Genomic DNA, 25361 nt, shown 5'->3' on the forward strand with positions numbered 1-25361 from the left:
CTTTCACTCGTCAAATAGAGATATAACACTCACAATCAATGCATATATTTTTGCTTATACTCCATGAAGAGCTGAAATGGTTTAAAATCATCTCTCCCCATATACATCTTGCATTCAGCCGTCATATATTCCTTAAGCCATTCCTCTTTTGAAATAATTCCTGTTTTAACACGAACGTCATAATCAAAACACTCAGCCATAGCAGTTAAACCATCGGGAACTTTTTTATAATATTTTTCCTTATCAATAAACCCTTTTTCCATAGACTCACACCAATAGACAACTTGAGGCATTCCTGCTACTGTGGTAGAATATCCAAGGGCAGTATTTCTAAAGTTGATTTCCAAAAACCAAAGATTCCCATCTCTGTCTTTCAAAAATTCAAATTCAAAAATCCCCTCTAATCTAATATCCTCAATAACTTTTGCAATTTTCTTCTGCATTTCTTTATTTTCAGAATTCTTAATAAACCAGTAAGGCGAATACTTATCTGGCATATTATACACCTGACTAGCCTCCGTTATTACCCAAACATCTTTACCATGATTTACACTAATGGCATCGAAAGACAACTCATCAACTTTTTCAATATACTGCTGAACAAGGACTTTTTCACTCCTCATATGACTGAAAGCTTCATTAAGTTCGATGTCATTGTAACAAACATATACAATATCTTTCCATTCATCACCTATCGAATTAATGGCCTTAGTCATAACCGGATAAACTATATCTTTAGGAATTTCTCCCACTTTTACTTTCCATGTTTTTGCAATCTTAATATCATGCTTAGCAACAATACTCATCATCACATCTTTATCCATATAATGAGCAATGCGTCCAGACTCTCCTGCATTATAGAAAAAGAAATAATCTTTCAATCTATCATAATACTTATCAATCATCGCAACAGTCACATCATCACCTGTAAGGATAAATGATTTCTCTCTTGTACTTGCAAATTTATCAATAATAAGTTCTATCCCATCTTCTGTAGAGTCTACGTAGTACTTTTCCTTTACATATTTACTTTGTCCAACAAATTTTAAGTCTCCTCTGACGGCGACAACAATTGGGCTAATTCCAGCCTCGCCAAGCGTTCTTACAATTCCCAATGGATTGTAATGTTCTTTTGTAACAAGAACTATATATTCTCTCATTTAATCTCTACTCCCTTTTTCTCCCATTCTTTGAGTGTTTTTTCATCTACTGTTTCACGACGATAATCATGAAGCATTGGTCTATCATCTTCGCCATAATTACTCTTCATTCGTTTATATAGAATAACAAAAGTACATAATATCACCTTAACATCCATAATAAATGAAAGATTTTCTGCATAATATGCTTCAATTTCTAACTGAGTTTCCCAGTCACATTGTATTTCTTTACTAAGACAATCAGGCGGAATTAATCCTCCTTTTACCTTATGTCCTTTACGTTCTTTTTCTGTATAATACGGAAGATAGAATGACGGCTGAGGTCTTGGTCCTACAATACTCATATCTCCCTTAAAGATCATGAATAATTCTGGAAGTTCATCCAAAGATGTGGACCGTAAAGCAATTCCGAACTTAGTAAGTCTCTCTTTTTCTGGAAGTAATTCTCCATTCTCATCCGTTTCATTTGTCATTGAACGAAATTTATATAATTTAAATATCTTCTCGTCCTTACCAATTCGATCTTGTGAGAAAAGAATTGGACTTCCCATCTGTACTCTTACAACAATGGCAATAATCAGGTAAATTGGTGACAATACAATAATTGCAATACCAGATAAAACAATATCTAACAATCGCTTAATAAACAACTTATACATTTCCTACTCCCTCTTAAATACACACTCAAAAGCTTCCGCATAATTACAACCAGCCTGAACACCACGATATGCAGCCAAACCTTCTAGTGCTTCGATTGAACGTGGGTAAGGATAAGGTCTCATTACGCCCTTATATGCCGAAAGCGCTCTTATTTTCAATTCAACACCCTTCTTACCAATTTCAACAAAATAGTTTGGAGAGAAACGATTTGCAGAAGTATCAAAAGACCACTCTGTTGAAGAAGGAACTTCCATATAAAGTAACTCTTTTAACGCTGGGATGTTATCTCTCCTTTGGAACAGACGACTTGCAGCCTGAACTGCATAAGAAGTCTGAACATGATCATTATTAGTATCAGAAGGATGATGTGTAATAAGTGCCTCAGCTTTCCATTCTTCAATACATCTCTCAACAAACTGAACCAAGTCAAGATGCGGAACTATATTCATCTTAATATTAGGAAAGTTTGCATGGTAAGTCTTTTCTACACCAACTATAGAAAGCGCCTTACCCTCGTCATCAGATAATGATAAAGACAAATCTTTTCTAGCTTCAGCTTGTGAAACCATAATAGCCACAGCAACCCTATGTCCTTCTAAAATCAATTTATGAATTGTTGCTCCCGCTCCCAAAACTTCATCGTCTGGGTGTGCCACAACTACTAAATAGTTCATACTATCTATCTCCCTCTTATATTTTATCTTTCAAGTCAATATACTATCCTTTTGAATTCTTAATATTTCTCACCTCATAATTTCCTAGTCCTCGCTTTCGATATCAAAATATTCTCTATTTTTACGCCTGATAATAAATTGTAACCACCTTCTGTGCCCTTTCTTTTATATCACCTTTATTCTTGTACACTGCTTCCAACAGCCATCCAACTCCTGCTATACTGCTCTGGCATTGTGTCATGAAGTATCTGATAATACTCTTATCTGTTACCGTAACCGGTCTGTTATTCACAACCTAGAATTAAAAAAACGATACCACTAATCCAGCACTACTCAACACATTTCCAAAACCGAGTGGCACAGTATTTCACATTCCCATGTGTGCTAGCACCCTGTATAATCATTTAACACATTCTCTTGGTTGCGCCCATGACATCAACCGAATTAACCATCTATCTGTAGAAATCATCATAAAGTGCTCCACCTTATATTCTTAGTAAAGCTCCACAAGATTCTGTGTACCAACCACATTGTTGTAAATGTCTTCTACACAGTTATGCTCCATCAATGGTACATTCTTGTGGGCAACGGCATTGATGGTAAGCTGTGGGTGATGATTGCAATCTTAATTCTCTGTGTTTCCTTTTTATCTCCTGCTTTGATTCCTAAAAGGATATATAATTATATAGAAAGATTTTTCTTCTTTTGTTTCTTGGTTTCGTCATTTATACACATATCGATACATCATACGGAGTGTTAATGTCCCCAATAGATATCAGGCTTACTCATTCCAAAATCTGCTTATGTATCCTACACTTCCTACTTAATTTCTTCTGGTTTTTGATAATAAACACTACTATAATCCCCACCATAATATTTACTATAGTAATACTTTCCATAATACCCTTTTGCTCTGACATCTACTTTATTTAACACTGCCCCGAGAATCCGACATCCGGATCTTTCCAGCTGTCGTTCTACTTTCTGTGCCATTTTATAACTGATCGCATCATTTTCAATGACGAGCATTGCCCCGTCACATTCTTTCGCGATGACCGCTGCATCAATCACACTTCCAAGCGGCGGTGTGTCAATAATAATATAGTCATAAAGTGCGTGTGTCTTTTCCATTAGCTGTCTGAAATGTTCGTTCCCGAGTAATTCGGATGGATTTGGCGGTACCGGCCCCGGAAGGATGACATGCAGATTGGAAATATTCGTAGCACATACGACTGCCCCCAGTTCTTCCTGTCCGGACAGATAATGGGAAAGCCCTTTTACTTCCTGCGTGACCTGATATCGTTTTGAGAATACCGAGCGGCGAAGATCCGCATCGATATAAAGAATTTTTCTGTCTGTCTCGGCAAGGCTTTCTGCCAACCGAAATGATACTTCTGATTTCCCTTCTCCAGGGGTGCAGCTTGTCACTGCAATGGCATTGATCTCTTCCCCGCAGAACAATACATTTGTTCTCAAGGTGCGATATGCTTCGCTTGTTCTGTAGTCCATGTTGTCTGGTATGACCAAATTAATCTTCTGCATCGCTTTCTCCCTTGTGTTCTATTTCTTTTTCTTCGTCTTTGTCTTGTCCTCCGTGGACGGAATCGCTCCAAGTACTCCGATTCCAAGATATTTTTCTACATCATCCTGACTGCGGATCTTATCATTCATCAGGAAGATCAGTAAAATGATTCCAGCTGTCAGCACGGCTCCTGCCGCTCCACCGATTACAGTATTTTTCATAATGTTCGGACTTGCCGGGCTGGATGGAATCAGTGCTTCCTGTACCGTATTCAACGCTTTTAAGTTCATAACTTCTGTCACATGTTCTGCTCCCACATCTCTTACTTTATCCGCAAGTTCTTTTGCAAGATATGGATCCGGATTGCTGACAGAAATATTTAGAATCAATGTATTTTCCTGATTTGTCACTGTAATTGCATTGGCAAGCGCAGTACTGGACATCTTCAGTCCAAGTTCCTCAATCACCTTATCTGTGACTGGTCGGCTCTTTAAGAGAGAGGCACAATCACCGAGCAGCTGATTGCTGAGGCTGATGTCTCCCGATGTCACCGCTGCATCCTCCGCTTTTGTCAATACATATGCCTGTGTGGTCGCCTGGTAGATTGGTGTAACCATAAATTTCGTATAACCGAATGCAGCTCCGGCTGTCAGTACACCGACCAGAATAATGACCCACGCTTTATCTAACAGGACTGCTAATATCTCCAGCAGATCGATCCCGTTTTCTTCTATCTGTTCTTCTCGTTGTCTCATTCATTTTCTCCTATATGTTCTCTTTTCTCTGTCACAGTTCCTCTATGAGTTTATTTTCGATCAATTTCCGTGGATTGTCATACAGCAGTTCTTTTGTACGCGCAAATCCATATGTTTTTTCCATATATTCGGCACATTCCTTCAGATTCGGTCTGCGCGATTCCATATGGTGCATGTCCGATGCCACAAAGTGCACCAGTTCCTTTTTCATCAGCTTCTGAGCAAAAAGCTTCATCCGCAGACCGTTTTTCCCTACGATGCTGTCGCCATTGAGTTGGATATAAGCTCCCAACTGGATCACTTCAGAAATTCTGCTGACATTTTGGTGGAAGACACGATACCGCTCGGCATGTGCGATGATCGGGCAGTATCCTCTGTTGACCATAACGTGAACTGCATTGCGGATATACGCATAATCTTCCAGTGGCGAGAATTCTACAAGCAGATATCTGCTCTTTGCCATTGGGAAAATATTCCCCGCGGCAATCTCCTCCGCAAAATCGATTGTATAATAGATCTCTGTCCCCAAAAGTACGATCATATCCGGCAGATGTTCTCGCAGCCATCCGCGGATCTTCTGCAAAGCTTCCATGGTCCGTTCCGGGTTGCGGTGAAAGTGATTCCGATGATAGTGGGGCGTTGCAATCACGCACCGTACCCCCTGCCGATATGCACTTTTTAACATCCGCACACTTTCCTGAAAATCCGAAGCTCCGTCATCCACCCCCGGAAGGATGTGTGCATGAATATCAATCAGCCCTTTCATCTATGTTCACCTCACCTTTTCTATCCTCTGCTGTTTTTGATCAGCCGTCTTCGCAAACTTGCAATCCGCAGTAGTAATAATGCGGCAATTCCAAAGAATCCCATCGCAAATCCCTCAAAGATCAGCAGACCGTTCGTCACATAAGTCACCATAAACTGGTACAAATATTCCGGTTCGATCACAAGCCGCCGATAGTCCTGTGCAAGCAGCAAATACGCCGGAACAAGACCGATCATCATCCCCGATGCCAGTGTACTGTACACAAGATAGCGCATCGCGTGATGTTTCCAAATATACATCCGAAACAATACAATTCCTGCCAGCACCGCAAAGACTAAGCAGCCGAGAATGCCAACTGTAATTACTTTCTCTGCAAAACTGTGAATTCTTCCATAATATTCAATAAAAGGAATCTTCGTTGCCCTTACATATTGCTCTGCTGCCTGTTCCAGATAAGTATTCAGTACCGTCTGCTGTGCTTCCCCCAGCTCAATCTCCCTGGACTTTGCATAGTTTTCTACATTCTCTTTTAACTTTGTTCGAAGCTTCCCGGTATCCGGCTGATAAGTCTGTCCGGTCAAAGACGCCTCCAGACTCGCCCGGATATCGTTGTACATACTGTTCGTATCTACAATTCCTTCCAGTGCACTTTTCGGAATCCCAAGAGGAATGGATAAATCTTCCACTCGCTCGTAAAAATCATCACAGACTACTCCATAATAATCCTTCACATTCAAGCTGCGAACGATCATCTTCTCATTCAGGAATCCTAACCGAAGGCTTCCAAGAAGCGCTGCCATTGTCAGTGTCACCGCGATCAAAAAGGACAGGATCATGCTCACGATCGTTCTTCCTTTTCTGTTGGAGGAAGACTGCTTCTTTGTTTTCTGATATTCCATCTTTCTTCCTCCTATTTTAATACTGGTCCACTCACTTTGTCTGCATAGACAAAGAAACGCTGATCCGTACTTGACAGCATGTCAAACGGATAACAGGTATACATGACCAGTTCTTCTTTCTTCTGAAGCAGGTCTACTGCCTGCGGATCAGATTCGTTTAAGACCTTTGTCTCCCGCACTTGATAGCGGTAGATCCCATAACTTGTCTTAATTGTCACTTCGTCTCCCACCGCAATCTTTTGCAGCGGAGAAAAGTAGGTTGTATTGTGGCCACTGAGTAAAATCGTCTTGCCATACCCTGGGATAAAGCTGCCCTGGTACTGTCCGGCTCCCACACGCATGATCTCCATGCTGTCACCGTAGTAGAGCGGTACATCCAGACCAATCTGCTCACAAGTCACATTTGCATAATGCTCCCCAAACTTCGGCCAGGTTACATCCGCAAGCGGAATCTCTTCCGCCTCTGCATCTTTATCTGGTTCCGAAAAAATAGAGCCCAATTCCTCAGAAAATTCAGGAAGGCTCTCAGTCATAAACATGCTGCCTGCAGTCGTTACTATATTTATAAACGGGGATGCCGCAACATATACAACTCCGTAACCTATCATGGTAAAGAATAGTGGCACGATCACATATGCCACTATTCTGCTTTTACGCTGTTTCATCAATCTAGCATTCCTCTGCAGTCTCTCTATAGTTGTTCTTCTTTGCCACAGCAGCACATCCTACCAAAGCCATCACAAATCCGGCTGCTACCGCATATGTCGCTCCGGCATTCATACCAGTCTTCTTGATCACCTTGTCAGAAGATCCGATAGTTGTACCGTCTTTTGCAAGCTTTACATTGATCACACCGTTGTCTCCTGCGAGCATGTCCGCTGTGATAATGATTCCGACTTCTTTCAGTCCCGGTGCAATCGCATCTACAATCTGCTGTGCGATCTGCATAATACCATCTTTTCCGATAATATTTAACAAATCTTTTGCACTTGCAGCGCCATTCGCATCAATCGCCTGCTGTAAAAGGCCAGCTGCCTGATCGATTGCTTTTAACACTGCATCTACCTGACTCGCTGTCAGATCCACTTCTCCGGAAGCGAGCCAGCTCTCTGCCTGACTGTAATAACTTGCATACAGAGAAACATCTGTCACTCCAAATCCAGCTGCAGAGCTTTCCATCTTATTCAGAATCTTCTGCTCTTCTGCGCTGACTCCTGAGGCTGCCAATGCCGGCATGCACATAGAGGCACTAAGTACACCTGCGGCCAATACTGCAGCAAATTTCTTTTGGTTCCTCATATTCTTTCCCTCCAAACATCACACACATCTCATATTTACACGGATATTTCATTCGAAATATGAATTGCTTTATAATTTCTATATACGAAAACAGTATATCGCATCTGTTTCTGTTTGTAAATATCCTTTTGCCCACTTTTTTACTACATGTTGCCCTGCACACGAAGCGCTCTATTTTGGGGATGCCTGATATCGGTATTCCGGAACAATCTTGTGTACAAGTTCGCGAATGTTCTTATCTTCTCTCCGGGACGCTTCATCCAATGCCTCGATATTTTTCTCAAAGGTCTCCTCATCTACGTCAATCTGTCTTCCGATGAAGATTCTCTTGTTCTCCGTCGTCTGCATTCCTTCTTCATCCATCAAAAGCTCTTCGTAAAGCTTCTCTCCGGGACGCAGTCCGGTAAACTCAATTTTAATATCTACATCCGGTTCATATCCCGACAGCTTGATCAGATTTCTGGCAAGATCAACGATCTTCACCGGCTCTCCCATATTTAATACGAAGATCTCTCCGTTTTTAGCATAAGCTCCGGCCTGAAGTACGAGGCTGACTGCCTCCGGAATCGTCATGAAATACCGGATGATGTCTTTGTGTGTGACAGTGACCGGACCTCCGTTTTTAATCTGCTCTTTGAAAAGCGGAATTACACTTCCGTTGCTTCCAAGGACATTGCCAAAACGGACTGCCGCAAACTCTGTCTGACTCTTCTTTCCGATCGTCTGAATGACCATCTCGCAGAGTCTTTTGCTCGCCCCCATAATATTGGTCGGATTGACCGCTTTGTCTGTAGAAATCAAAATAAACTTTTTCACTCCGTAATCGCTTGCCATCTTCGCAGTCTTATAAGTACCGATCACGTTATTCTTAATCGCCTCGTTCGGACTGTCCTCCATCAATGGGACATGCTTGTGTGCCGCTGCGTGAAATACGATTTCCGGGTGATACGTGGCGAACACATCGTTCATCCGGCTTGTATTTCTGACAGAGCCGATCAGAACTTCCAGATCTAGCTTTGGATATTTTCTCTTTAATTCCTGCTGGATCGCATAGGCATTGTTCTCATAGACATCAAAGATGATCAATTTTCCCACGCCGTGTCCCGCAAGCTGACGACAGATCTCACTTCCGATCGATCCGCCTCCTCCGGTGACAAGCACTGTTTTTCCCTGGATATATCCTAAGATTTCCTCTAGATCCACCTTGACCGGTTCTCTTCCGAGCAGATCTTCGATCTCAACTTCTCTCAACTGTGAGATGCTGACTTCTCCGTCAATCAACTGGTAAATTCCAGGGAGAATCTTCAGCTCACATTTTGTCTCTTTACAGATTTCCACCAATTCCTTGATCTGCTGGCTTGTCGCCGAAGGAATTGCAATGACGATCTTCTGGATCTTATACTTTTCTACAGATTCCATAATCTTGTCCGCCCCACCGACAACCGGACATCCAAGAATATACTTCCCCATTTCTTCGGATCTTTGTCAATCAGACAGCAGACCTTTCTCGTAGCTGCTTTGCTCAGGCGATTCTCCTTGATGATCGCAGCCCCCGCATCACCGGCTCCGATGATCATGACATTCTCCCTCTTCTCCGCCATTCCACGGTTACACTTATTTCTTACAAACCGGAAAAACCGGTAAGAGAACCGCAGTCCCACAACCATGGATAAGAAAAGTAAAAAGTATAGCAACAGGTAGCTTTTAAACATCTCAAGTCCCATCACTGCCATTCCCAGAACGTGCAGCAGACTGGAAATCGCCACAGCAGCAACGATACAGGATAACTCTGTGATACTCGCATATTTCCAAAGGCTGGTGTATAGATGAAACATGGAGAATACAGCCAGTGTCACCAAAATATTCAGCGGCATATATCTCCATACGGTATGGATAAACGTCTCTTCTACAGCCTGAAAGTCAAACTCATGTCGAATCCACAGACTGCCAAAAGATGCCACCTGCATAAATAAAATGTCTAACATCACAAGCAGAGCTATCCGGACTGTCAATGCATGTTTTTCTGTTTTTTTCATGTTTCCACTCTTTTCTCATTTGTAATTTCCTATTATAATATATAACATTATATATAGCACATTATTTCACGAAATTCAAGTACCCCTACCCGGTTTTGTTTTGACATGAAAAAGTTTGTTTTAAATGATTATAATTTAAAAGTATTTTCCTGCTTTTATGGTAAATATTTCCATTCCCATAAACGGTGATTTATACTACCATGAGAAAAGGTCCGCCCGGAATCACTTCCGTTTGGACCTTTTCAGGGATTTGTTTGTATCGATATCGTAACGTAACGTCTATCTGATCTATCCCTTTCCATTATGCTTTTTTCTTATTTCTGAAGTCTTTGATATTCTTCCAGATCATAAACAGGATCAGAACCGCACCTACGTATCCGTTCAGCACGTAAATGATGTTGACAAGTACTCTGAATGGAAGGAATAATCCAACGATCAGACCTGCCACACCAAGAACGACTGTAAGGATCTTAAACCTCGGGGTTCCCTCTTTTGCAAACCGGGAAACCGGATTGTAAAGAAGCGGAACTGCTGTTGTATAGATTCCTGCAAATACAACGATTGCAAAGATTGCAGAGAATGGTTTCCAGATCTTTGTAGCAAGGATCAGATTCGGAATATCCGCGTTCCAGATGTAAGTTCCATTTGCTCCGGTATTGACGTTTGCAATCTGTGCAAATGCGATTAAGCCGATGGCAACGCAGACTGCGATAGTTCCGCCGATAATACCATAGTTTAAATCTTTCTTCTTATTCTTGGAGCCGAGCGCTGCGGTGAAGCTTGCGAACCACAATAGAACAAATCCCGCATAGGAAAGTCCTGAAATCAACCAGTTTGCACCTGCATTCTTCATCGTCTCCCCTGCTTTTGCTCCTTCGTATGCTCCCTGCTCGATAATATCAAGACCTGCCGCAATATTTCCACCATCACGGATACAAGTGATCAGACCGATCGCAATACAGAGCACAACGATAACCGGACCTACGATACCAATCGCATCTACAAGTGAGTTCAACCCGCCGACTACCGTCAAAATTGCCAGCACAGCAAGGATCACGCCACCCACCCAGGTAGGAAGATCGTATTCTTGATGAAGTGTAGAGGCCGCTCCCCCGATCATTACGAAGAAGGACATGTAACAGAACAATGTGGAATAATAATCGCAGAAGGTACCGACGTATTTTCCACAGAAATATTTATAGACATCGTTTCCTCTTTCAAACTTCTGCTCTGCACCTGCTTTTGCAAAATTGAAGTTATAATACAGGAACGCAACCGCAAATACAAGGATGACAAGAAGACTTTGTACTCCATATGCAGTGTAGTACTGAATGATTTCCTGTCCGGTTGCAAATCCCGAGCCGATCGTAAAAGCGATCACGGCTCCTGCTAAAATGAGAACTCTCTTCCAACTAACTTTTTCGCCGCCATTTCCCATAAGATACCCTCCTGTCTCTCTCTATGGGGGACACTCCCGGAAATGTCATCGCTTCTGGTATGCACGCCGGCGGTGTCCCCCTTGCAGAGCAGATTTAAAAATCGTCTTTCTCAAATACTGTCTGACCATCCACCGGTGTCTGCAATGCCTTCAGCGCACGTCTGACCATACGTTTTCGGATTTTCTTAGAATCTACTTCGCCCTGTGTCGGGTCTCCGAGAGGATACGGGATACCAACACCTGGGATGATTCTGTTCGCACCGATTGTCAGTGAGATCGGAACAACCGTTGCCATATGAACTACAGGAAGACCATATTTTTCGATACCTTTTACCATCGTTGCGCCGCAACGTGTACAGGTACCTCATGTGCTGACGAGGATAACGCCGTCTACATGATCCTCTACGAGACGTTTTCCAATCTCATCACCGAATTTTGCTGCTGATCCGGTTGCAGTACCGGTTCCAGTTGTCGTACAGAAATAGTTGACAAGTTCGCCGAACTCTCCGTCTTTTTCCATCTCCCGGAGTACGTCAAGCGGCACGACTAAGTTTGGATTCTCCATAACAAACTGTCTGTCGTATCCACCGTGGATCGTTGTGAAATCGTTCGGTGACATAGTATCCATACCTGCAATGGAATATACTCCATATTTTGTCGCATTGGATGATTCAATGTGATCCGGGTTATCTGTCGGAACAACACCGCCAGATGTTACCACAGCAAGTTTTGCATGTTTGATGTCTTTGATCGGCTCTGCCGGATCTACACGGTCAAACTTCGGCATCGGCAGGTCTGTGTGGAATTCTTCGCCTTTCATCTTCTTTGTGAGCATCTGGATCGCTCTTTCGGAAGCTCTCTCTTCTGCGAAATAGTTCACACGGATACCTCTCTCATGATAACCTTCGATATCTGGTCCGAGGATTTCTTCGCCTGTCGCCATCTTCTTCACCAAAGCTGCCATCACAGGAACTGCCTTGCGGATCGTCGCTGCAGAGTCACCGGTCTTCACGATGATGACATCTTTGCGGAACATATCTACACCAGGATTTTCCTCGTACTCTGCTGTCAGTACCGGAACGCCAAGTCTTTCTTCTACTGCTTTACAGATCGTACCACATGCCACACCATAACGTCCTGCGTTAAATGCCGGCCCTGCAACGAATACATCTGGTTCATACTGTTTCACCATCTCGACGATCGTATCTGTCGCCGTGTCAAGGTTCTCTCCGAAATAGTTATCTCCACAGATCACAGTTGCTGCGATCTCATATTCTTCACCGAGTGCCTTTTCCAGTGCTGTACCTGGTCCTACTGCGCCTTCTCTTACTTCCGGCACGATATCTGCTTTCTCTTCTCCACCGATTCCGGCAAAGAACTGATTGATATAATGAACAATTTTATATGTTGCCATACCCGCTCCTCCTTTTCTTACCGACGATTTCTAGTAACCTCTTGCCGCCAGCTTATTGAAACCATTTGCAATCGTAGATGCAATGATGATCTGAAGTTCTGCCTCAAATGATCCGTCAGGATTGACACATCCTGCCCATCCGCCGATCTGATTCTCGATATATTCCATTGTTCCAATGACTTTATCCATTGCAGGGAATTGTAGTGTCGCATTTCCCTGTCCGCAGGAAGCAAGCGCTGTCGCTTCTTCACAAGTATCTGCAAGCGACTGTGACTTTCCGTCTTTTCCAGGGAACTCATCCGTGATCAGAACTACTTTGACTCCTTTCTGTTCTACCTTGCGGCAGTTCATCATTAAGTCTGTATCTGGATTTCCGTATCCTTCTTCTGTGATCAGAACACCGTCTAATCCCATCCACTCAGCCAGTTTCGCTACCATATCTGAATGTCTCTCTTTGTCAGCGAGGAATACATTCTCGTTTGTGAGGATGACGCCCATGAAGTTGACATCTTTTCCATGGTGTTTGTAAAGATCCTCGATCACCGGATTGTGGAAGTGATGGTAAGTAGTAACCTTATCACATGGGGCCACACAGTTACCGGATACGATCGCACCGTCCATGATCTCCGTCGGATACATAAATGTCGGGATAAACTGTTTTGCATCTACGCCGTAGTAGTAAGTGTCATGCAGAAGTCCCTGTGACTGTAACATGTGTACATAGCCTACTTTCGGGAGATCCGGGTACATTGCAGCCTGCTCAAAGATCGGCTTCGTCTCAAATGTCTCTAACGTATCTGGCTCTACATTTCTTCCTGCTTCTCCGAGGTATGTGGCAACCTTCAATCCTGCCATACGTCCTGCCTTCTCATAAACATGTGTCTCCAGCCCTTCTTTTGGTTCAATCACTACACAGAGGTTCACAGTCTTAGAAAATGGGCAGTAGTCTGCTGCCGGTCCGCTCATATCGATGACACCTTCCTGGAATCCAACGATTCTTCCGACTGTCACAACACAGCAGCCATCAAGCGCGTGTGTTCTTCCCTCTCCCACCTGAGGGGTTACTTTTCCGATCATCCCCGGGAAGATCTCTCCGCCGCTTACTTTGACACGTGGCTCGATGACATCCTTTACCGGTGTGATTCTTGTAGAATCGCCCGGGCGGGCAATATCCAGATGACACTCTAACAATTTGTCATCTTCCAGCACCAGCTTCTCCACCTCTTCTTTGTTCACATAAAGAACGTGATCTTTGACACAAGTCTGGTCTGAAAATTGGATGTCTTTGATAAAAATTTTACCGAGTTCCAGTTTCATATAAAATCCCTCCTTCGATTTGTTATCGTGATAACTTGTTGTTCACATTATACATCTAATCGCGATAACATTCAAGTTTTTTATAAATATTTTTTTATCTATAAATGATATGTCAAAAAACACTCTCATTATGTACAAAATAATTTTCTTCTCTTTCTATAAAAATATAAAGTTGCTACAAAAAGAACAGCCGACAAGTAACGAGGAGCATCTCGCTCCCACCTACTCATCGGCTGTAAAATCCTCTATTTCATTGTTCTTCTTATTAATGAATCCTTTGCTTATATCCTGTGTAGCCCTTCAGATCTTTTGCCAGCGCTTTCACGATCGTGTCCACATCCTTAATAAATTGATCCACACGCTCTCCTATCTGATATTCTTCAATTCCTTCATCCAACACCTTTTTAAAATAGCCTGCAAACAACATACATACCATCCGATTGAGACGGATCGCATTCTCATAGGTAACGGCTCCATCGTTGATACATTTTTTACACATCTCAAAATCCCTTGACATAAAATCCGGTGTCTTTAGCATTTCCTGAAAGAACCGGTTTGTACGCTTCAAATCTTCCGGAAAAATCTCATAATATTCCCGGATCGCTTTGTTTAGCTTCTTGTTTGGATAGATAAAGAACAAAAGGTTATATGCTTCCGGATGTGCAAATGCCTCCCGCGCATAACAATCCCAGATTCCGACATAAATATCCCACATGTTGGACCAGGTGCGTTCCGCCCGATTCAGGCTGTCAATATAACTTTTCAATGTCCGCAGTTCTGCGTAATATAAAAGTTCTTCTCGATTTTCAAAATGTCTGTACAGACTTGCCGAAGAACAGCCTAACTCTGCTGCGATCCTGCGAATAGAAACAGCTTCCACCCCTTCCTTCTTCATGATCTCGTGTGTCTTCTTAATATAGTCTTGTCTGGAAAGCCCTTTGAAATATCCGCTTTTGTTCTCTTCCTGCGCCACGCTTCTTCCCCCTCTTTTTTGACTGATATTCGGCGATTTTCTAAAATCCTGCCATACGGCTCTATCTGCTGCTGCAAAAATTGCTGTCTGTTAACAGATTCTCGGAATGATATTATCTACGACAGACAGATCGATCGTTTTAAAGTCCTCTGCCACTTTTTCCTCATAATCTTCCGGTGTCTTTGCAATCTCCTGCCACTGACGGAATGTCTCAATGCACTTCTCAATCAGCATGATATCTTTCATGTTGTCTTCCTCGCCCTTCGGATATACGACAACAGAACGAAACGGCGTCTGATTTGGCTTCAGACTGGATGCCTGCGGATGTGTCAGCAGCTGGTGTCGGTCGTATACCATATCTCGCACCTTGATCAGCACTTCCTCATACGTCTTCAGCAAGATCACCTGCAACTGATCTTTGTATTTTTCATACACTCTGTCATTGTTTGTGATCAGCACCGCCTTCTCTAATTCCCACATAAAATCTTACCTCTTTTCTGCCGGTTTGTTACCGCTTTTTATACAGTTATTATAACGGTCCGGCGCCTGCAAATCAATTCTTATTTCTTTCTCCTGTGCAAACCTCCTGCACAGAAACAAGAATCTATGAAACAGATTAAAAAAGAGATGCCGGTCTTGTTTTTGTCCACCGGCATCTCTTTCTGATTTCGCAAATGCATTTCACGAATTCTGATTTATTTTTTGATTTTATTTAACTGAAGATTTAAGACTTTTACGCCCTGCTCCGGAATTTCCTGTCCCATCTGTCCTACCATCTGGATCATTTCTTCTAATGTCTTTCCGCCGAGCATCTTTAACATTCCTTTGTTTAATTTCATACCAGACATTGCAGATAAAGCTCCGCTGAGAATTGCAGCCGCCTCATCATTTTCAATGATATCTGTGATCTTGTCGCGGATAGAGAAATATCCTTCCGGAAATACCATCTCGCCTGCGTTTGCTGCTTCTGCTGCCGCCTGATCAAACCAGTTGGCTGCTCCTTCCATTCCTTCCTCATCTTCATTCTTCGGAAGTGTGTAGATCTCCGGTTTTTCTGCTACTTTTTCAAGTGCGAGAGAATCTGTGCAGTCGTTGTATCTTGCAGTGATCTGTGTAAATCCTTCGTGAAGCGGAACTCCTTCAAATACAAAAATCTTCTCTCCGCTCTGCTCTGCAAATAATTCTCCGTCTACATAAAGCTGTACTGCCGGCTGGTTCGAGTACACTTTTACCGTTGTAGTCTCCCCGGCTCTCTGTGCGTATCTGCGACCGCAAACGTATACAAATGGTTCGCTGCTCCAGTATGCTTTGTATAAGTAGAATGCTTCCTTTTTGATCTTTCTGTCGATAGTGACAAGACCTTTGTTATTTCTTCCTGCCACTCCACCTTCATCTCTGGCTGCACAACCGAAGTCGAACATGTTCCATACATGGCTGCTCCAGATATAGTCGCGCTCCATCAACATTTTCACCATGAATTCATGGTACTCTGCCTGATATGCCTCAGAGTAATCTCTGCACTTCGGCTCATCCGGCTGATAAGTAATGATTCCTTCTGCACCATACTCAGAAAGTCCGATGCAGCGATCTGGATATTTCTTATGATAATCGTCAAACCATACAGAGTTCTGCTCATATTTCCCGCCGTACCATCCGAAATAGTGATTATAGCTTTCTACATCTGTCACACTGTGAAGATCGCTGTCCTGGGAGAGCAATGTCACATGTGCCATCGTTGTCAGTCTGGTCGGATCCAGCTCTTTGACAAGGGCATTGAGATCTCTGTGGTTGTCCACAAGCCCTGGTTTCTCACCGTGGATCGTAATCTCATTTGAGATTCCCCAGAAGCAGATACATGCATGATTGTAGTTCTGATAGATCAGATCTTTCATCTGCTGACGACAGTTTTCATGTGCCGCCGGATCATCACTCTGGCTGCTGATGTACGGGATCTCTGCCCATACGACAAATCCATACTCATCACATACATCATAGAAATCCTGACTGTGCTGATAGTGTGCAAGACGGATCGTATTTGCTCCAACTTCCCGGATCAGATCTGCATCAAGACGGTGATCTTCTTTTGTCAGTGCATTTCCCTGATACAGCTTATCCTGATGTCTGGAAACTCCACGCAGTTTCATCGGTTTTCCATTTAAGAAAAATCCTTTTTCTTTGTCGACATAAAATTCACGGATACCAAAACGTACAGTAACCTCATCGACCGTTTCATTGCGGCGTACCAGTTCTGCTGTACATGTGTAAAGATATGGATCTTCCACACCCTGCCACAGATGTGCATCCGGAAGGAACTGAACGACTGATGGCTGCTCTGCCGGTCTCCAGCTTTCTGCTACAACGTTTCCATCTGCATCTTTGATCTGGTATCTGACAGTATAATTTTCGTCTGCATTTTTCACCCAGGATTCCAATTTGATCTCTGCATCTTTTCCTTTGACAACCGGAGTTACTTTCAGTCCCGGAGCCCCATAAAAATCCAGATCAAAATGAACTTCCGGCACAAGGATCAGATTGACACCGCGGTACAATCCGCCATAGAATGTGAAGTCTGCAACCTGTGGATAGATGTGGCTCTTCTCTCCATTGTCCACTTCGATCACAAGAAGATTTTCTCCCTGCGCGTGCAATGCTTCTGTCACATCCGCACGGAAAGTAGAGAATCCGCCTTCGTGATATGCCACTTCCTGTCCATTTACATACACGCGTCCAGACAATGCTGCTGCCAGCACTTCTACATAGACACGGTATCCATCCATACACTCCGGTGTCTCAAAGCTTTTTGCATACCAGCATGCTCCGCGGTAGTATTCTCCTCTTCCGTCCTGGCCATCCACAGCGTTCCATGTGTGAGGCAGATCTACTTTTGCCCAGTCGCAAGGAAGTTCCTGCGGAAGTCCGACATTTTCTTTTTGAAAATACCAGTTTTTATTTAATTCCATTACAGTTCTCATGATATCTTCTCCTTTTCCTATCAATTTGTTTTATCATAGCATATCCGATTTTTCCGTTCAATCAACAATCATGGACATTCCGTTTTGAAACCGACACTTTCCCTATATCTGTTGTTTTTCTTCTATTTTTCTTTGTCGTTTTCCTTTCTTTGTGTTATGATTTACAAATAAACCATTTTTGAATGTTTATAGAAAGGTGTTTTTATGCAACAGGAAAAATTACATCGAAAGAGAGCTTACTCCCAAAAAGTACTAAAGGAAGCTCTGCTCAAATTACTGGTCGACCAGCCGCTCTCTAAGATTACCGTACAGAAGCTCTGTGAGACTGCCGACGTCAACCGCACTACATTTTATTCGAACTTTGAAGATATCTTTGCATTATATCGGCAGGTCCAGGACGATTTTCTCGAACAGATGGCACTGTTTACCCAACAGCAGAAACCTTATGCGGACAACCGTGCACTGATCTGTGATATCTTTCGTTTTCTCTATGAAAACATGGACTCCTGCCGTGTACTGATCCTTCATTCGGAAGATGCATTTCTCGAGCGTCTGTTCGCACTGCAATACGATGTCAGTCGCACTTTGATGCAAGAAAGCTGCGATGCATTTGATCCGGACTCTTTTGATTATCTCTATACGTTCCGCGTCTGCGGAATCATTGGAATCATCCGGAAATGGTTCCACGATGGGCTAAAGATTCCTTATGAACAGATTGCTGACTATGCGATCCAATCTTCGGATGCACTCCTCTACTCATGGAAGGAGGCTCATAGAAGCAATGACTAACTTTCACAGACGAATATTTCAGACAGGAATTGTGCTTCTTGTCTTCCTGCTGCTCCTGTTCTTCTCTTTTGAGCAGCAGAAAAAGCAATCTTCGGGAACGGATGAAACTGCAAAAGCTCCTATTTCTGACACTGCTTTTAAACTGAATACCGTTGTCACTGTAACGCTCTATGACTCTACAGATGAGAACCTGCTTGCAGAAGCGATCGATCTCTGCGACAAATACGAAAACTTGTTCAGCCGCACACGCCCGACAAGCGAGCTCTACCAGCTCAATCATGGTCTTCTTCCACAGGAGGACGGTTTTTTCTGTATCTCACCGGAGATGACAGAACTGCTCACTGCCGCACTCTCCTACTGTGAGAAATCTGGCGGAGCCTTCGACATCACCATTGGTCCGGTCTCTGCTCTGTGGGATTTTACTTCTGAAGAAAAGGTGGTGCCGTCGGATGCTGAGATCTCTGCTGCACTTCCGCTGGTAGATTATCGAAAGGTCATTGTAAAAGAAAACCGTGTCCGGTTTTTGCAGGAGGGAATGCAGCTTGACCTGGGAGCGATCGCCAAAGGCTACATCGCTGACAAAATAAAAGAATTTCTGCTGGAGCATGGGGTAAAAAGCGCCGTGATCAACCTTGGTGGAAACGTCCTCTGTGTCGGAGAAAAGCCAGATGGAGATGCTTTCGGAATCGGAATCCAGAAGCCTTTTGCAAAACGAAGCGAGACCGTGTCGACAATCCAGGTGCGGGACAAATCCATTGTCTCCTCCGGGATCTACGAGCGTTCTTTTGAAAAAGACGGCAAGTTCTACCATCACTTGTTAAATCCAAAAACGGGGTACCCTTATGACAACTCACTTGTGTCCGTCACAATCCTGTCCGAAAAATCCGTAGATGGAGATGGACTCAGCACTGCCTGCTTTTCCCTTGGTCTCGAAGAAGGTATGAACTTCATCGAAGATCTTCCGGATACGGAAGCAGTATTTATTACGGAAGATTACAAACTCCATTACAGCAGCGGTTTTCCACGATCGTAAAATCATAACAAAAGAGAATCTCCCATAGAAGATCCGTACATGCTTGATCTTCTATGGGAGATTCTCTTATTCTTTTTATATCTGTTCCAGCAAATTACAAATGCGTTCCGCAGCATCTGCCGGTACAGTATTCTGTTGATTTTCGATCATCCTTCCTGTCGGTCTTGTATTTTTCATCAGTTTCCGCCCCGCAAGCAACTGATCTTCGATCATACGGGGAGCAAGACACATGCCATGTTTCCGGAAAAATATGCGGTTTCTTGTCTCACACCCCGGAATCGGTGTCAGATGGATCAACGGTATTCCGATCACAGCCGCTTCGGTGGAGGAAAGTCCTCCCGGCTTCGAATAGAGAACGTCACATGCCCGCATATAGGTTGCCATCTGGTCAGTACTTCCTATAATAGAAATATTTTTATAACCGTCATAGCGCTTGCGAAGCTTCTTCTCCAGCTTCTTGTTCCTTCCACAGATCACCACCGCCTGCTCCACCTCTTCCAGTGCTTCTCGCATCAGATCCAGCAACTGTTGGATTTTCCCGGCACCGATGCTTCCTCCTGCTACGAGATAGTAGATGCCATCCTCGCTCATCCCAAGCTTCTCTCGCGCCTGCTGCTTTGTTTCCTTGGAACAAAATGTCTCATCTACCGGAATGCCAAATGCGCGAAGCTTCTGTTTCTTTACCCCTTTTCGGACAAATTCCAGTTCTAACTCCTCATGGGGGATCACATAATAATCACACTCCGTCTCCCCGGTAAAAGGAATACAGGTGTAGTCCGTCGCCACATAGACCGACTTCGGACAGTTCCACCCTTTTCTTTTTAAGTAGGAGATCATCTCCGCAGGGTACAGATGCGGCATCACAATGGCATCGTAAGACTTCTGTTCCAGATACTTTGCCAGATGCCTTGCCACAAGGCTGTTCGCATAATAAACCGGAGATCTGCCGGGCAGTCTGCTTACAAATGCCCCGAGCTTATACAGCATCCCAAATGCCCGCGGATGCTTTTGGACCAATTTTACATAAGCTCCACCTACCGCTCCCGCAACACGCTTTCCGGACAGTTCAAATGGATTTAAAAAGACCGCCTGATGTCCTCTCCGGATCAGTTCTTTCTGGATGGATCTGGCAGCAGAATTATGTCCTCCACCGGTATCACAAGATAAAATCAGTACATTCATAATAGTTTCACCTTAATTTCCTCTCTTTCTTCCCGGCAAAGCATCAGCTTGCCAAGTACCAGCGCAGAGATCAGAATCATTCCCAGGCTGACGTAAGAATTTTTTCCAAAAAACAATACGAGAATCGTCGCAAAAAGATACGTCGCAAATGTCTTATGATAATTCGGCGTGATCACAATCACAAAGGAGAATAAGAGAAAACAGCATGCCAGCAGCAGCACTGGTTTCATATATGGATAGAGTCCAAGCAGCACCCCGAAAGAAACTGCAATCCCTTTTCCTCCACGAAAACGATGAAATACCGGGAAGATATGTCCGGCAACCGGTGCTGCCAGCACAAACGTAATCCAGATATCTGCCCCCGGCAGTCCATGCATGTAAGCATACACCGGCAAAATTCCTTTTAAAAGATCGCACAACAACGTGCAGATGCCACACCATATTCCTCCATTTAGAAATGCATTTGTCGTTCCGGGATTCCCGTCAATCGTATCTTCCGTCACATCTTTCTGGCAGAATAGCTTCCCAAACACCTTTGCATATAACACACTCCCGGAAACATACCCGATCATCGTATAAAATATTCCCCGTCCCATTGTCCACCTCGTTGTATAAATCTTTCCCATTTACTCTTTTTCATCTGTTTCCACATTCTTTTTACAGATCTGTATCTACGCCTCTTCGTCCAGTATCTTCTGAATCGTATTTTTCACCAGTTCAAAGGCGATCGGATTCATACCGCTGTTGATCACGATATCTGCAGTACTCCTTGTCGGTTCTACATAGAGATAATGCATCGGTTTGACAGTTGTAAGATATTGCTCCACAACACCTTCCATATCGCGCCCACGCTCTTTGACATCACGAATAATCCTGCGGAGAATTCTCTCATCTGCATCGGCCTCTACATACACCTTGATATCCATCAGATCTCTCAGCCGTTCGTCTGCCAGGACAAGGATTCCTTCTAATAAAATTACTTTCTTTGGCTCTACAGTCACAACTTCGCTTGACCTTGTGTGAAGTGTGTAGTCATAAGTCGGACACTGTATCGTCTTTCCTTCTTTTAACTCCTGCAGCTGTCTGACAAGCAGCTCTGTCTCCATCGCATCCGGATGGTCATAATTCGTCTTACGGCGCTCTTCCAGCGGAATATCACTTTGATCCCGGTAATAGTTATCATGGTAGAGCACTGCCACATCGTCTTCAAATTCTTTTTTTAACTTTCTTGTGAAGGTGGACTTTCCAGATCCGGTCCCACCTGCAATTCCAATAATGATCGTCTTCATCTCTTTTACCTATATCCTATTTTTCTTATTTGCAACCTTGGCGCTTTTATTATACAATTCACAGGAAATACCGTCAATCCTTTCCCCTCTGCTTTTTATTCCCGCTTCTCTGCAATCTCAGAATCAAACACTCCTCCAAGAAGCTCTGCAACCTCCTGCATCCGCTCTTCTTCCATGCCAGAATAGTTGAGTACCAGCACATGTTCGTACCGCTTCTGCTCTTCGATACAAAACTCCGACAGACAGCAAAGATGAATTCCCCTTTCTTGTGCCCGCCGCTTCACTTCCGCATCGGGAAGCTCTGTATGAAGTTTTACGAGCAGATGCGTGCCCGTCTCCATTCCGACAATTTCTTCCACCGGAATGGTCGGTGTGTATTCAATTGCATGCTTCAACTTTTCTCCCTGACTTAGATAATACTTACGCAGCCGGTTCAGATGGCGGTCAAAATACCCATCACGCAAAAATCTTGCCAGCGTATGCTGTTCCAGATTCGACGAAGTATTCGAAAAAAAGTTTGCCGAGTTCACATAACGTTCCAGAAGCTTTGGCGGCAGCACCATATAGCTGATACGGATCCCGGGACTTAATGTCTTACTGAACGTATTCATATAAATGACACGCCCGCTTGTATCCAGACCGAAAAGCGCCGGAATCGAATGCCCGTTATAGCGGAACTCGCAGTCGTAATCATCTTCTATAATATAATGTTCTTCCGATTCCTCCAGCCACTTCAGCAATTCCTGTCTGCGTCTTGCAGACATCACCGTCCCAAGTGGATAATGGTGTTCGGGCGAGGTATGGACAACTGTTGCCTGGCTGCTTCGCAGACTTCCCATATGAATTCCATTTTCCGCCATAGCCGTCCAAGTCCACTTCACTCCGAGTTCTTCATAGATCAGCCGGATTTTTCTGTATCCGGGATTTTCCACCGCATACACTGCATGTTCCGGAAGCAGTCCGATCAATTTGGAATACAAATATTCAATCCCGGTTCCAATCACAATACAGTCCGGGGATACTACCATGCTTCGGTTGTGATACAAATATTTTGCAATCTCATACCGAAGTTCCGGGCTTCCAAGAAATTCTCCACGCATGATCAGATGCAGATTGTAGTCCCCAAGCACCTGTCGCATGACTTTCGTCCACATCGAAAATGGAAATTTCTCGTATACTGTTGTATTTGAGGCAAAGTCTGCCACCCATTTTTCTTCTTTTTCCGGAGTCGGATCGGGGATTGTGATCTTCTGGTACCTTAAAGGTGAATCAAAATCAGATACCACATAATATCCACTCCGCTCCCTCGACTGCAGGTATCCTTCCATCTGCAGCTGTTCATACGCATTGATCACGGTCCGCACACTGATTCCGTTTTCCTTTGCAAGTTGTCTTTTCGACGGCATTTTTTCGCCCTCTGCAAGTTTTCCGTTCAAAATATCTTCCTTCAGACATTGATACAAATATTCATATTTCGACTTTCCGTCTCTCTGTTCCAAATCATAAATAAGCAAAATCTGGTCTCCTATAAAAACATTTTTTTGGTTATTTCAAGGTATCAGTTTCTATTGTAGACTAAGGGCAGACAAAAGTAAAGCGCTGGTGACAGCAATTGATTTTGAATTGAATTTTGGAGGTAATTTTTATGAACAATCAAAAACATACATTAAAAGAACATTATGGATTATTTATCGGAGGACAATGGAGAGACGCTTCAGACAAAGCAGTCTATACAAGTACCAATCCGGCAAACGGAGAAATTCTTGCACAGTGTGCACAGGCAACAAAAGAAGATGTGGATGCTGCTGTGGCGGCAGCGTGGAAAGCTTTCCCAGAGTGGAAGACACAGACAAAAGAGGCGCGCGCACTTATCTTAGAAAAAATCGCAGACCGCATTGAAGAGAATAAAGAATGGCTGGCACAGGTAGAAACGATGGACAACGGAAAACCGATCCGTGAAACTTCCACGATCGATATTCCTTATTCCATCCGCCATTTCCGCTACTACGCAAGTTTGATCCGCACAGATGAAGGAACCGCCTCTGTTTTAGACGGCAATATGATGAGCCTTGTGCTCCGCGAGCCAATCGGTGTCGTCGGACAGATTGTGCCGTGGAATTTCCCATTCCTGATGGCAGCATGGAAGCTCGCTCCTGCAATCGCAGCCGGCGACTGTATCGTATTTAAACCTTCTTCTGAGACATCGTTAAGTATGCTTGTATTTACAGAATTGATCCAGGATCTGCTCCCGGCAGGTGTACTAAATCTTATCACTGGTTCTGGTTCAAAATCAGGTCAGTACCTTCTTGAGCATCCGGGACTTAGCAAGCTTGCTTTCACCGGATCCACAGAGATTGGAAGGGACATTGCTGTTGCCGCTGCCGAAAGACTCATCCCGGCTACACTGGAACTGGGCGGAAAAAGTGCTAACATCATCTTTGACGACTGTAACTGGGATGCAGCCATCGATGGCGTACAGCTTGGTATTCTCTTTAATCAGGGTCAGGTATGCTGTGCCGGATCCCGCGTCTTCGTACACGAATCGATTTACGACCGGTTTGTCTCAGAGCTTGTGACTGCATTCCAGAAAGTAACTATCGGCGATCCGCTGGATCCTGAGACACAGATGGGATCTCAGATCAGTAAGCGACAGGCGGAGAAAATCTTATCCTGCATCGAATCTGCGAAACAGGAAGGGGCAACCATCGCATGCGGCGGCCACTCTTATACCGAACATGGATGTGAGAAAGGAAACTTCATCCAGCCGACATTGATCACAGACGTTACCAATGATATGCGTGTTGCACAGGAAGAAATCTTCGGACCAGTAGCTGTCGTGATTAAATTTCAGACAGAAGAAGAAGTCATTGCCCTTGCAAATGATTCTGACTATGGTCTTGGCGGAGCTGTCTGGACAAAGGATATTCACCGTGCCCTGCGCGTCGCAAGAAGTATTGAAACTGGCCGTATGTGGATCAACACATACAATCAGATTCCGGAAGGTGCTCCATTTGGAGGCTACAAACAATCCGGCATCGGTCGCGAGAATGACAAGGCAATTCTCGATGCTTACAGCCAGCAAAAGAATATTATGATCAATCTAAACGACAGCCCAAGCGGATTTTATCCGGCATAATATGGGGATGATAGTTCCCTCCTTAAAATAATTGATAAAACTTCTCA

General features: G+C 43.8%; 22 protein-coding genes and 2 pseudogenes. 3 read left to right on the plus strand and 21 right to left on the minus strand.

Annotated elements, in window-relative coordinates; all coding sequences use genetic code 11:
* Window positions 1-35: 35 nt before the first annotated feature.
* From EDD74_RS02290 to EDD74_RS02370, 17 genes and pseudogenes are all read right to left on the minus strand, one after another.
* The gene (locus EDD74_RS02290; RefSeq protein ID WP_116442092.1) at window positions 36-1160 is read right to left on the minus strand and encodes an ATP-binding protein; all 1125 of its coding nucleotides are present in this window, start codon (window positions 1158-1160) and stop codon (window positions 36-38) included.
* On the minus strand, window positions 1157-1819 hold the full coding sequence (locus EDD74_RS02295; RefSeq protein ID WP_116442091.1) for a sugar transferase: 663 nt from the start codon (window positions 1817-1819) through the stop codon (window positions 1157-1159). The genes EDD74_RS02290 and EDD74_RS02295 overlap by 4 nt, the downstream gene beginning before the upstream one ends.
* A gap of 3 nt (window positions 1820-1822) precedes the next feature.
* Window positions 1823-2494, minus strand: coding sequence for a PIG-L deacetylase family protein (locus EDD74_RS02300; RefSeq protein WP_116442090.1), 672 nt, complete (start codon window positions 2492-2494; stop codon window positions 1823-1825).
* A gap of 493 nt (window positions 2495-2987) precedes the next feature.
* Window positions 2988-3098, minus strand: a pseudogene (locus EDD74_RS15610) (polysaccharide biosynthesis protein); the annotation flags it as partial.
* A 215-nt stretch (window positions 3099-3313) separates the two neighbouring features.
* The gene (locus tag EDD74_RS02310) at window positions 3314-4036 is read right to left on the minus strand and encodes a polysaccharide biosynthesis tyrosine autokinase (protein WP_116442089.1); all 723 of its coding nucleotides are present in this window, start codon (window positions 4034-4036) and stop codon (window positions 3314-3316) included.
* A gap of 18 nt (window positions 4037-4054) precedes the next feature.
* Window positions 4055-4771: a YveK family protein gene (locus EDD74_RS02315; protein WP_116442088.1), complete on the minus strand. Its 717-nt coding sequence runs from the start codon at window positions 4769-4771 to the stop codon at window positions 4055-4057.
* Between the two features lie 31 nt (window positions 4772-4802).
* A complete protein-coding gene (locus tag EDD74_RS02320; protein ID WP_116442087.1) occupies window positions 4803-5537 on the minus strand; it encodes a CpsB/CapC family capsule biosynthesis tyrosine phosphatase in 735 nt (244 codons plus the stop codon).
* A gap of 20 nt (window positions 5538-5557) precedes the next feature.
* The gene (locus EDD74_RS02325) at window positions 5558-6436 is read right to left on the minus strand and encodes a hypothetical protein (protein ID WP_116442086.1); all 879 of its coding nucleotides are present in this window, start codon (window positions 6434-6436) and stop codon (window positions 5558-5560) included.
* An 11-nt stretch (window positions 6437-6447) separates the two neighbouring features.
* The gene (locus EDD74_RS02330) at window positions 6448-7101 is read right to left on the minus strand and encodes a class D sortase (RefSeq protein WP_116442085.1); all 654 of its coding nucleotides are present in this window, start codon (window positions 7099-7101) and stop codon (window positions 6448-6450) included.
* Window positions 7102-7105: 4 nt separating this feature from the next.
* On the minus strand, window positions 7106-7735 hold the full coding sequence (locus tag EDD74_RS02335) for a hypothetical protein (RefSeq protein ID WP_009261682.1): 630 nt from the start codon (window positions 7733-7735) through the stop codon (window positions 7106-7108).
* 171 nt (window positions 7736-7906) lie between these two features.
* Window positions 7907-9771, minus strand: a pseudogene (locus EDD74_RS02340) (polysaccharide biosynthesis protein).
* 301 nt (window positions 9772-10072) lie between these two features.
* Complete coding sequence (locus tag EDD74_RS02345) at window positions 10073-11209, minus strand: YkvI family membrane protein (protein WP_008975896.1); 1137 nt, start codon at window positions 11207-11209, stop codon at window positions 10073-10075.
* A 94-nt stretch (window positions 11210-11303) separates the two neighbouring features.
* Window positions 11304-12623 (minus strand): sarcosine reductase complex component B subunit beta, encoded by a 1320-nt coding sequence (grdF, locus tag EDD74_RS02350; protein ID WP_081637470.1) that lies wholly within the window; start codon window positions 12621-12623, stop codon window positions 11304-11306.
* Window positions 12624-12653: 30 nt separating this feature from the next.
* On the minus strand, window positions 12654-13940 hold the full coding sequence (gene grdG / locus EDD74_RS02355; RefSeq protein ID WP_008975899.1) for a sarcosine reductase complex component B subunit alpha: 1287 nt from the start codon (window positions 13938-13940) through the stop codon (window positions 12654-12656).
* A 265-nt stretch (window positions 13941-14205) separates the two neighbouring features.
* The gene (locus tag EDD74_RS02360) at window positions 14206-14913 is read right to left on the minus strand and encodes a TetR/AcrR family transcriptional regulator (protein WP_008975900.1); all 708 of its coding nucleotides are present in this window, start codon (window positions 14911-14913) and stop codon (window positions 14206-14208) included.
* A gap of 90 nt (window positions 14914-15003) precedes the next feature.
* Window positions 15004-15393, minus strand: a complete 390-nt coding sequence (locus EDD74_RS02365) for a GrdX family protein (RefSeq protein ID WP_116442084.1) — start codon at window positions 15391-15393, stop codon at window positions 15004-15006.
* 215 nt (window positions 15394-15608) lie between these two features.
* Entirely contained in the window at window positions 15609-17885 is a 2277-nt protein-coding gene (locus EDD74_RS02370; protein WP_008975902.1) for a glycoside hydrolase family 2 protein, read from the minus strand.
* Between the two features lie 204 nt (window positions 17886-18089).
* Here EDD74_RS02370 and EDD74_RS02375 point away from each other — a divergent pair, with 204 nt between their 5' ends.
* Both EDD74_RS02375 and EDD74_RS02380 read left to right on the plus strand, forming a co-directional pair.
* Window positions 18090-18674, plus strand: coding sequence for a TetR/AcrR family transcriptional regulator (locus tag EDD74_RS02375; RefSeq protein WP_008975903.1), 585 nt, complete (start codon window positions 18090-18092; stop codon window positions 18672-18674).
* Window positions 18667-19707: an FAD:protein FMN transferase gene (locus tag EDD74_RS02380; protein WP_116442083.1), complete on the plus strand. Its 1041-nt coding sequence runs from the start codon at window positions 18667-18669 to the stop codon at window positions 19705-19707. Before EDD74_RS02375 ends, EDD74_RS02380 begins: the two co-directional genes overlap by 8 nt.
* A 75-nt stretch (window positions 19708-19782) precedes the next feature.
* Here EDD74_RS02380 and EDD74_RS02385 read toward each other — a convergent pair whose 3' ends face one another.
* The 4 genes from EDD74_RS02385 to pdxR all read right to left on the minus strand — a co-directional run bounded on the left by EDD74_RS02385 (window position 19783) and on the right by pdxR (window position 23692).
* The gene (locus EDD74_RS02385; protein WP_116442082.1) at window positions 19783-20889 is read right to left on the minus strand and encodes an MGDG synthase family glycosyltransferase; all 1107 of its coding nucleotides are present in this window, start codon (window positions 20887-20889) and stop codon (window positions 19783-19785) included.
* Window positions 20886-21515, minus strand: a complete 630-nt coding sequence (locus tag EDD74_RS02390) for a glycerol-3-phosphate acyltransferase (protein ID WP_242990178.1) — start codon at window positions 21513-21515, stop codon at window positions 20886-20888. Before EDD74_RS02390 ends, EDD74_RS02385 begins: the two co-directional genes overlap by 4 nt.
* A 45-nt stretch (window positions 21516-21560) precedes the next feature.
* Window positions 21561-22178: a uridine kinase gene (gene udk, locus EDD74_RS02395; protein ID WP_116442081.1), complete on the minus strand. Its 618-nt coding sequence runs from the start codon at window positions 22176-22178 to the stop codon at window positions 21561-21563.
* Window positions 22179-22273: 95 nt separating this feature from the next.
* Window positions 22274-23692, minus strand: a complete 1419-nt coding sequence (gene pdxR / locus EDD74_RS02400) for a MocR-like pyridoxine biosynthesis transcription factor PdxR (RefSeq protein WP_116442080.1) — start codon at window positions 23690-23692, stop codon at window positions 22274-22276.
* Window positions 23693-23823: 131 nt separating this feature from the next.
* On the opposite strand from pdxR, the gene EDD74_RS02405 reads away from it, so the two are divergent.
* Window positions 23824-25314 (plus strand): aldehyde dehydrogenase family protein, encoded by a 1491-nt coding sequence (locus EDD74_RS02405; RefSeq protein ID WP_008975909.1) that lies wholly within the window; start codon window positions 23824-23826, stop codon window positions 25312-25314.
* The last annotated feature ends 47 nt before the right edge of the window (window positions 25315-25361 follow it).

Source organism: Faecalimonas umbilicata (assembly GCF_004346095.1).
Classification (GTDB): domain Bacteria; phylum Bacillota; class Clostridia; order Lachnospirales; family Lachnospiraceae; genus Faecalimonas; species Faecalimonas umbilicata.

Coding starts and splice junctions, on each gene's coding strand:
- EDD74_RS02385 (WP_116442082.1), bottom strand. CDS start 20,889: ATGAATGTACTGATTTTATCTTGTGATACCGGTGGAGGACATAATTCT.
- udk (WP_116442081.1), bottom strand. CDS start 22,178: ATGAAGACGATCATTATTGGAATTGCAGGTGGGACCGGATCTGGAAAG.
- EDD74_RS02295 (WP_116442091.1), bottom strand. CDS start 1,819: ATGTATAAGTTGTTTATTAAGCGATTGTTAGATATTGTTTTATCTGGT.
- EDD74_RS02290 (WP_116442092.1), bottom strand. CDS start 1,160: ATGAGAGAATATATAGTTCTTGTTACAAAAGAACATTACAATCCATTG.
- EDD74_RS02310 (WP_116442089.1), bottom strand. CDS start 4,036: ATGCAGAAGATTAATTTGGTCATACCAGACAACATGGACTACAGAACA.
- EDD74_RS02300 (WP_116442090.1), bottom strand. CDS start 2,494: ATGAACTATTTAGTAGTTGTGGCACACCCAGACGATGAAGTTTTGGGA.
- EDD74_RS02370 (WP_008975902.1), bottom strand. CDS start 17,885: ATGAGAACTGTAATGGAATTAAATAAAAACTGGTATTTTCAAAAAGAA.
- EDD74_RS02345 (WP_008975896.1), bottom strand. CDS start 11,209: ATGGGAAATGGCGGCGAAAAAGTTAGTTGGAAGAGAGTTCTCATTTTA.
- EDD74_RS02380 (WP_116442083.1), top strand. CDS start 18,667: ATGACTAACTTTCACAGACGAATATTTCAGACAGGAATTGTGCTTCTT.
- EDD74_RS02375 (WP_008975903.1), top strand. CDS start 18,090: ATGCAACAGGAAAAATTACATCGAAAGAGAGCTTACTCCCAAAAAGTA.
- EDD74_RS02365 (WP_116442084.1), bottom strand. CDS start 15,393: ATGTGGGAATTAGAGAAGGCGGTGCTGATCACAAACAATGACAGAGTG.
- grdG (WP_008975899.1), bottom strand. CDS start 13,940: ATGAAACTGGAACTCGGTAAAATTTTTATCAAAGACATCCAATTTTCA.
- EDD74_RS02320 (WP_116442087.1), bottom strand. CDS start 5,537: ATGAAAGGGCTGATTGATATTCATGCACACATCCTTCCGGGGGTGGAT.
- EDD74_RS02335 (WP_009261682.1), bottom strand. CDS start 7,735: ATGAGGAACCAAAAGAAATTTGCTGCAGTATTGGCCGCAGGTGTACTT.
- EDD74_RS02315 (WP_116442088.1), bottom strand. CDS start 4,771: ATGAGACAACGAGAAGAACAGATAGAAGAAAACGGGATCGATCTGCTG.
- EDD74_RS02330 (WP_116442085.1), bottom strand. CDS start 7,101: ATGAAACAGCGTAAAAGCAGAATAGTGGCATATGTGATCGTGCCACTA.
- EDD74_RS02325 (WP_116442086.1), bottom strand. CDS start 6,436: ATGGAATATCAGAAAACAAAGAAGCAGTCTTCCTCCAACAGAAAAGGA.
- EDD74_RS02405 (WP_008975909.1), top strand. CDS start 23,824: ATGAACAATCAAAAACATACATTAAAAGAACATTATGGATTATTTATC.
- EDD74_RS02390 (WP_242990178.1), bottom strand. CDS start 21,515: ATGGGAAAGATTTATACAACGAGGTGGACAATGGGACGGGGAATATTT.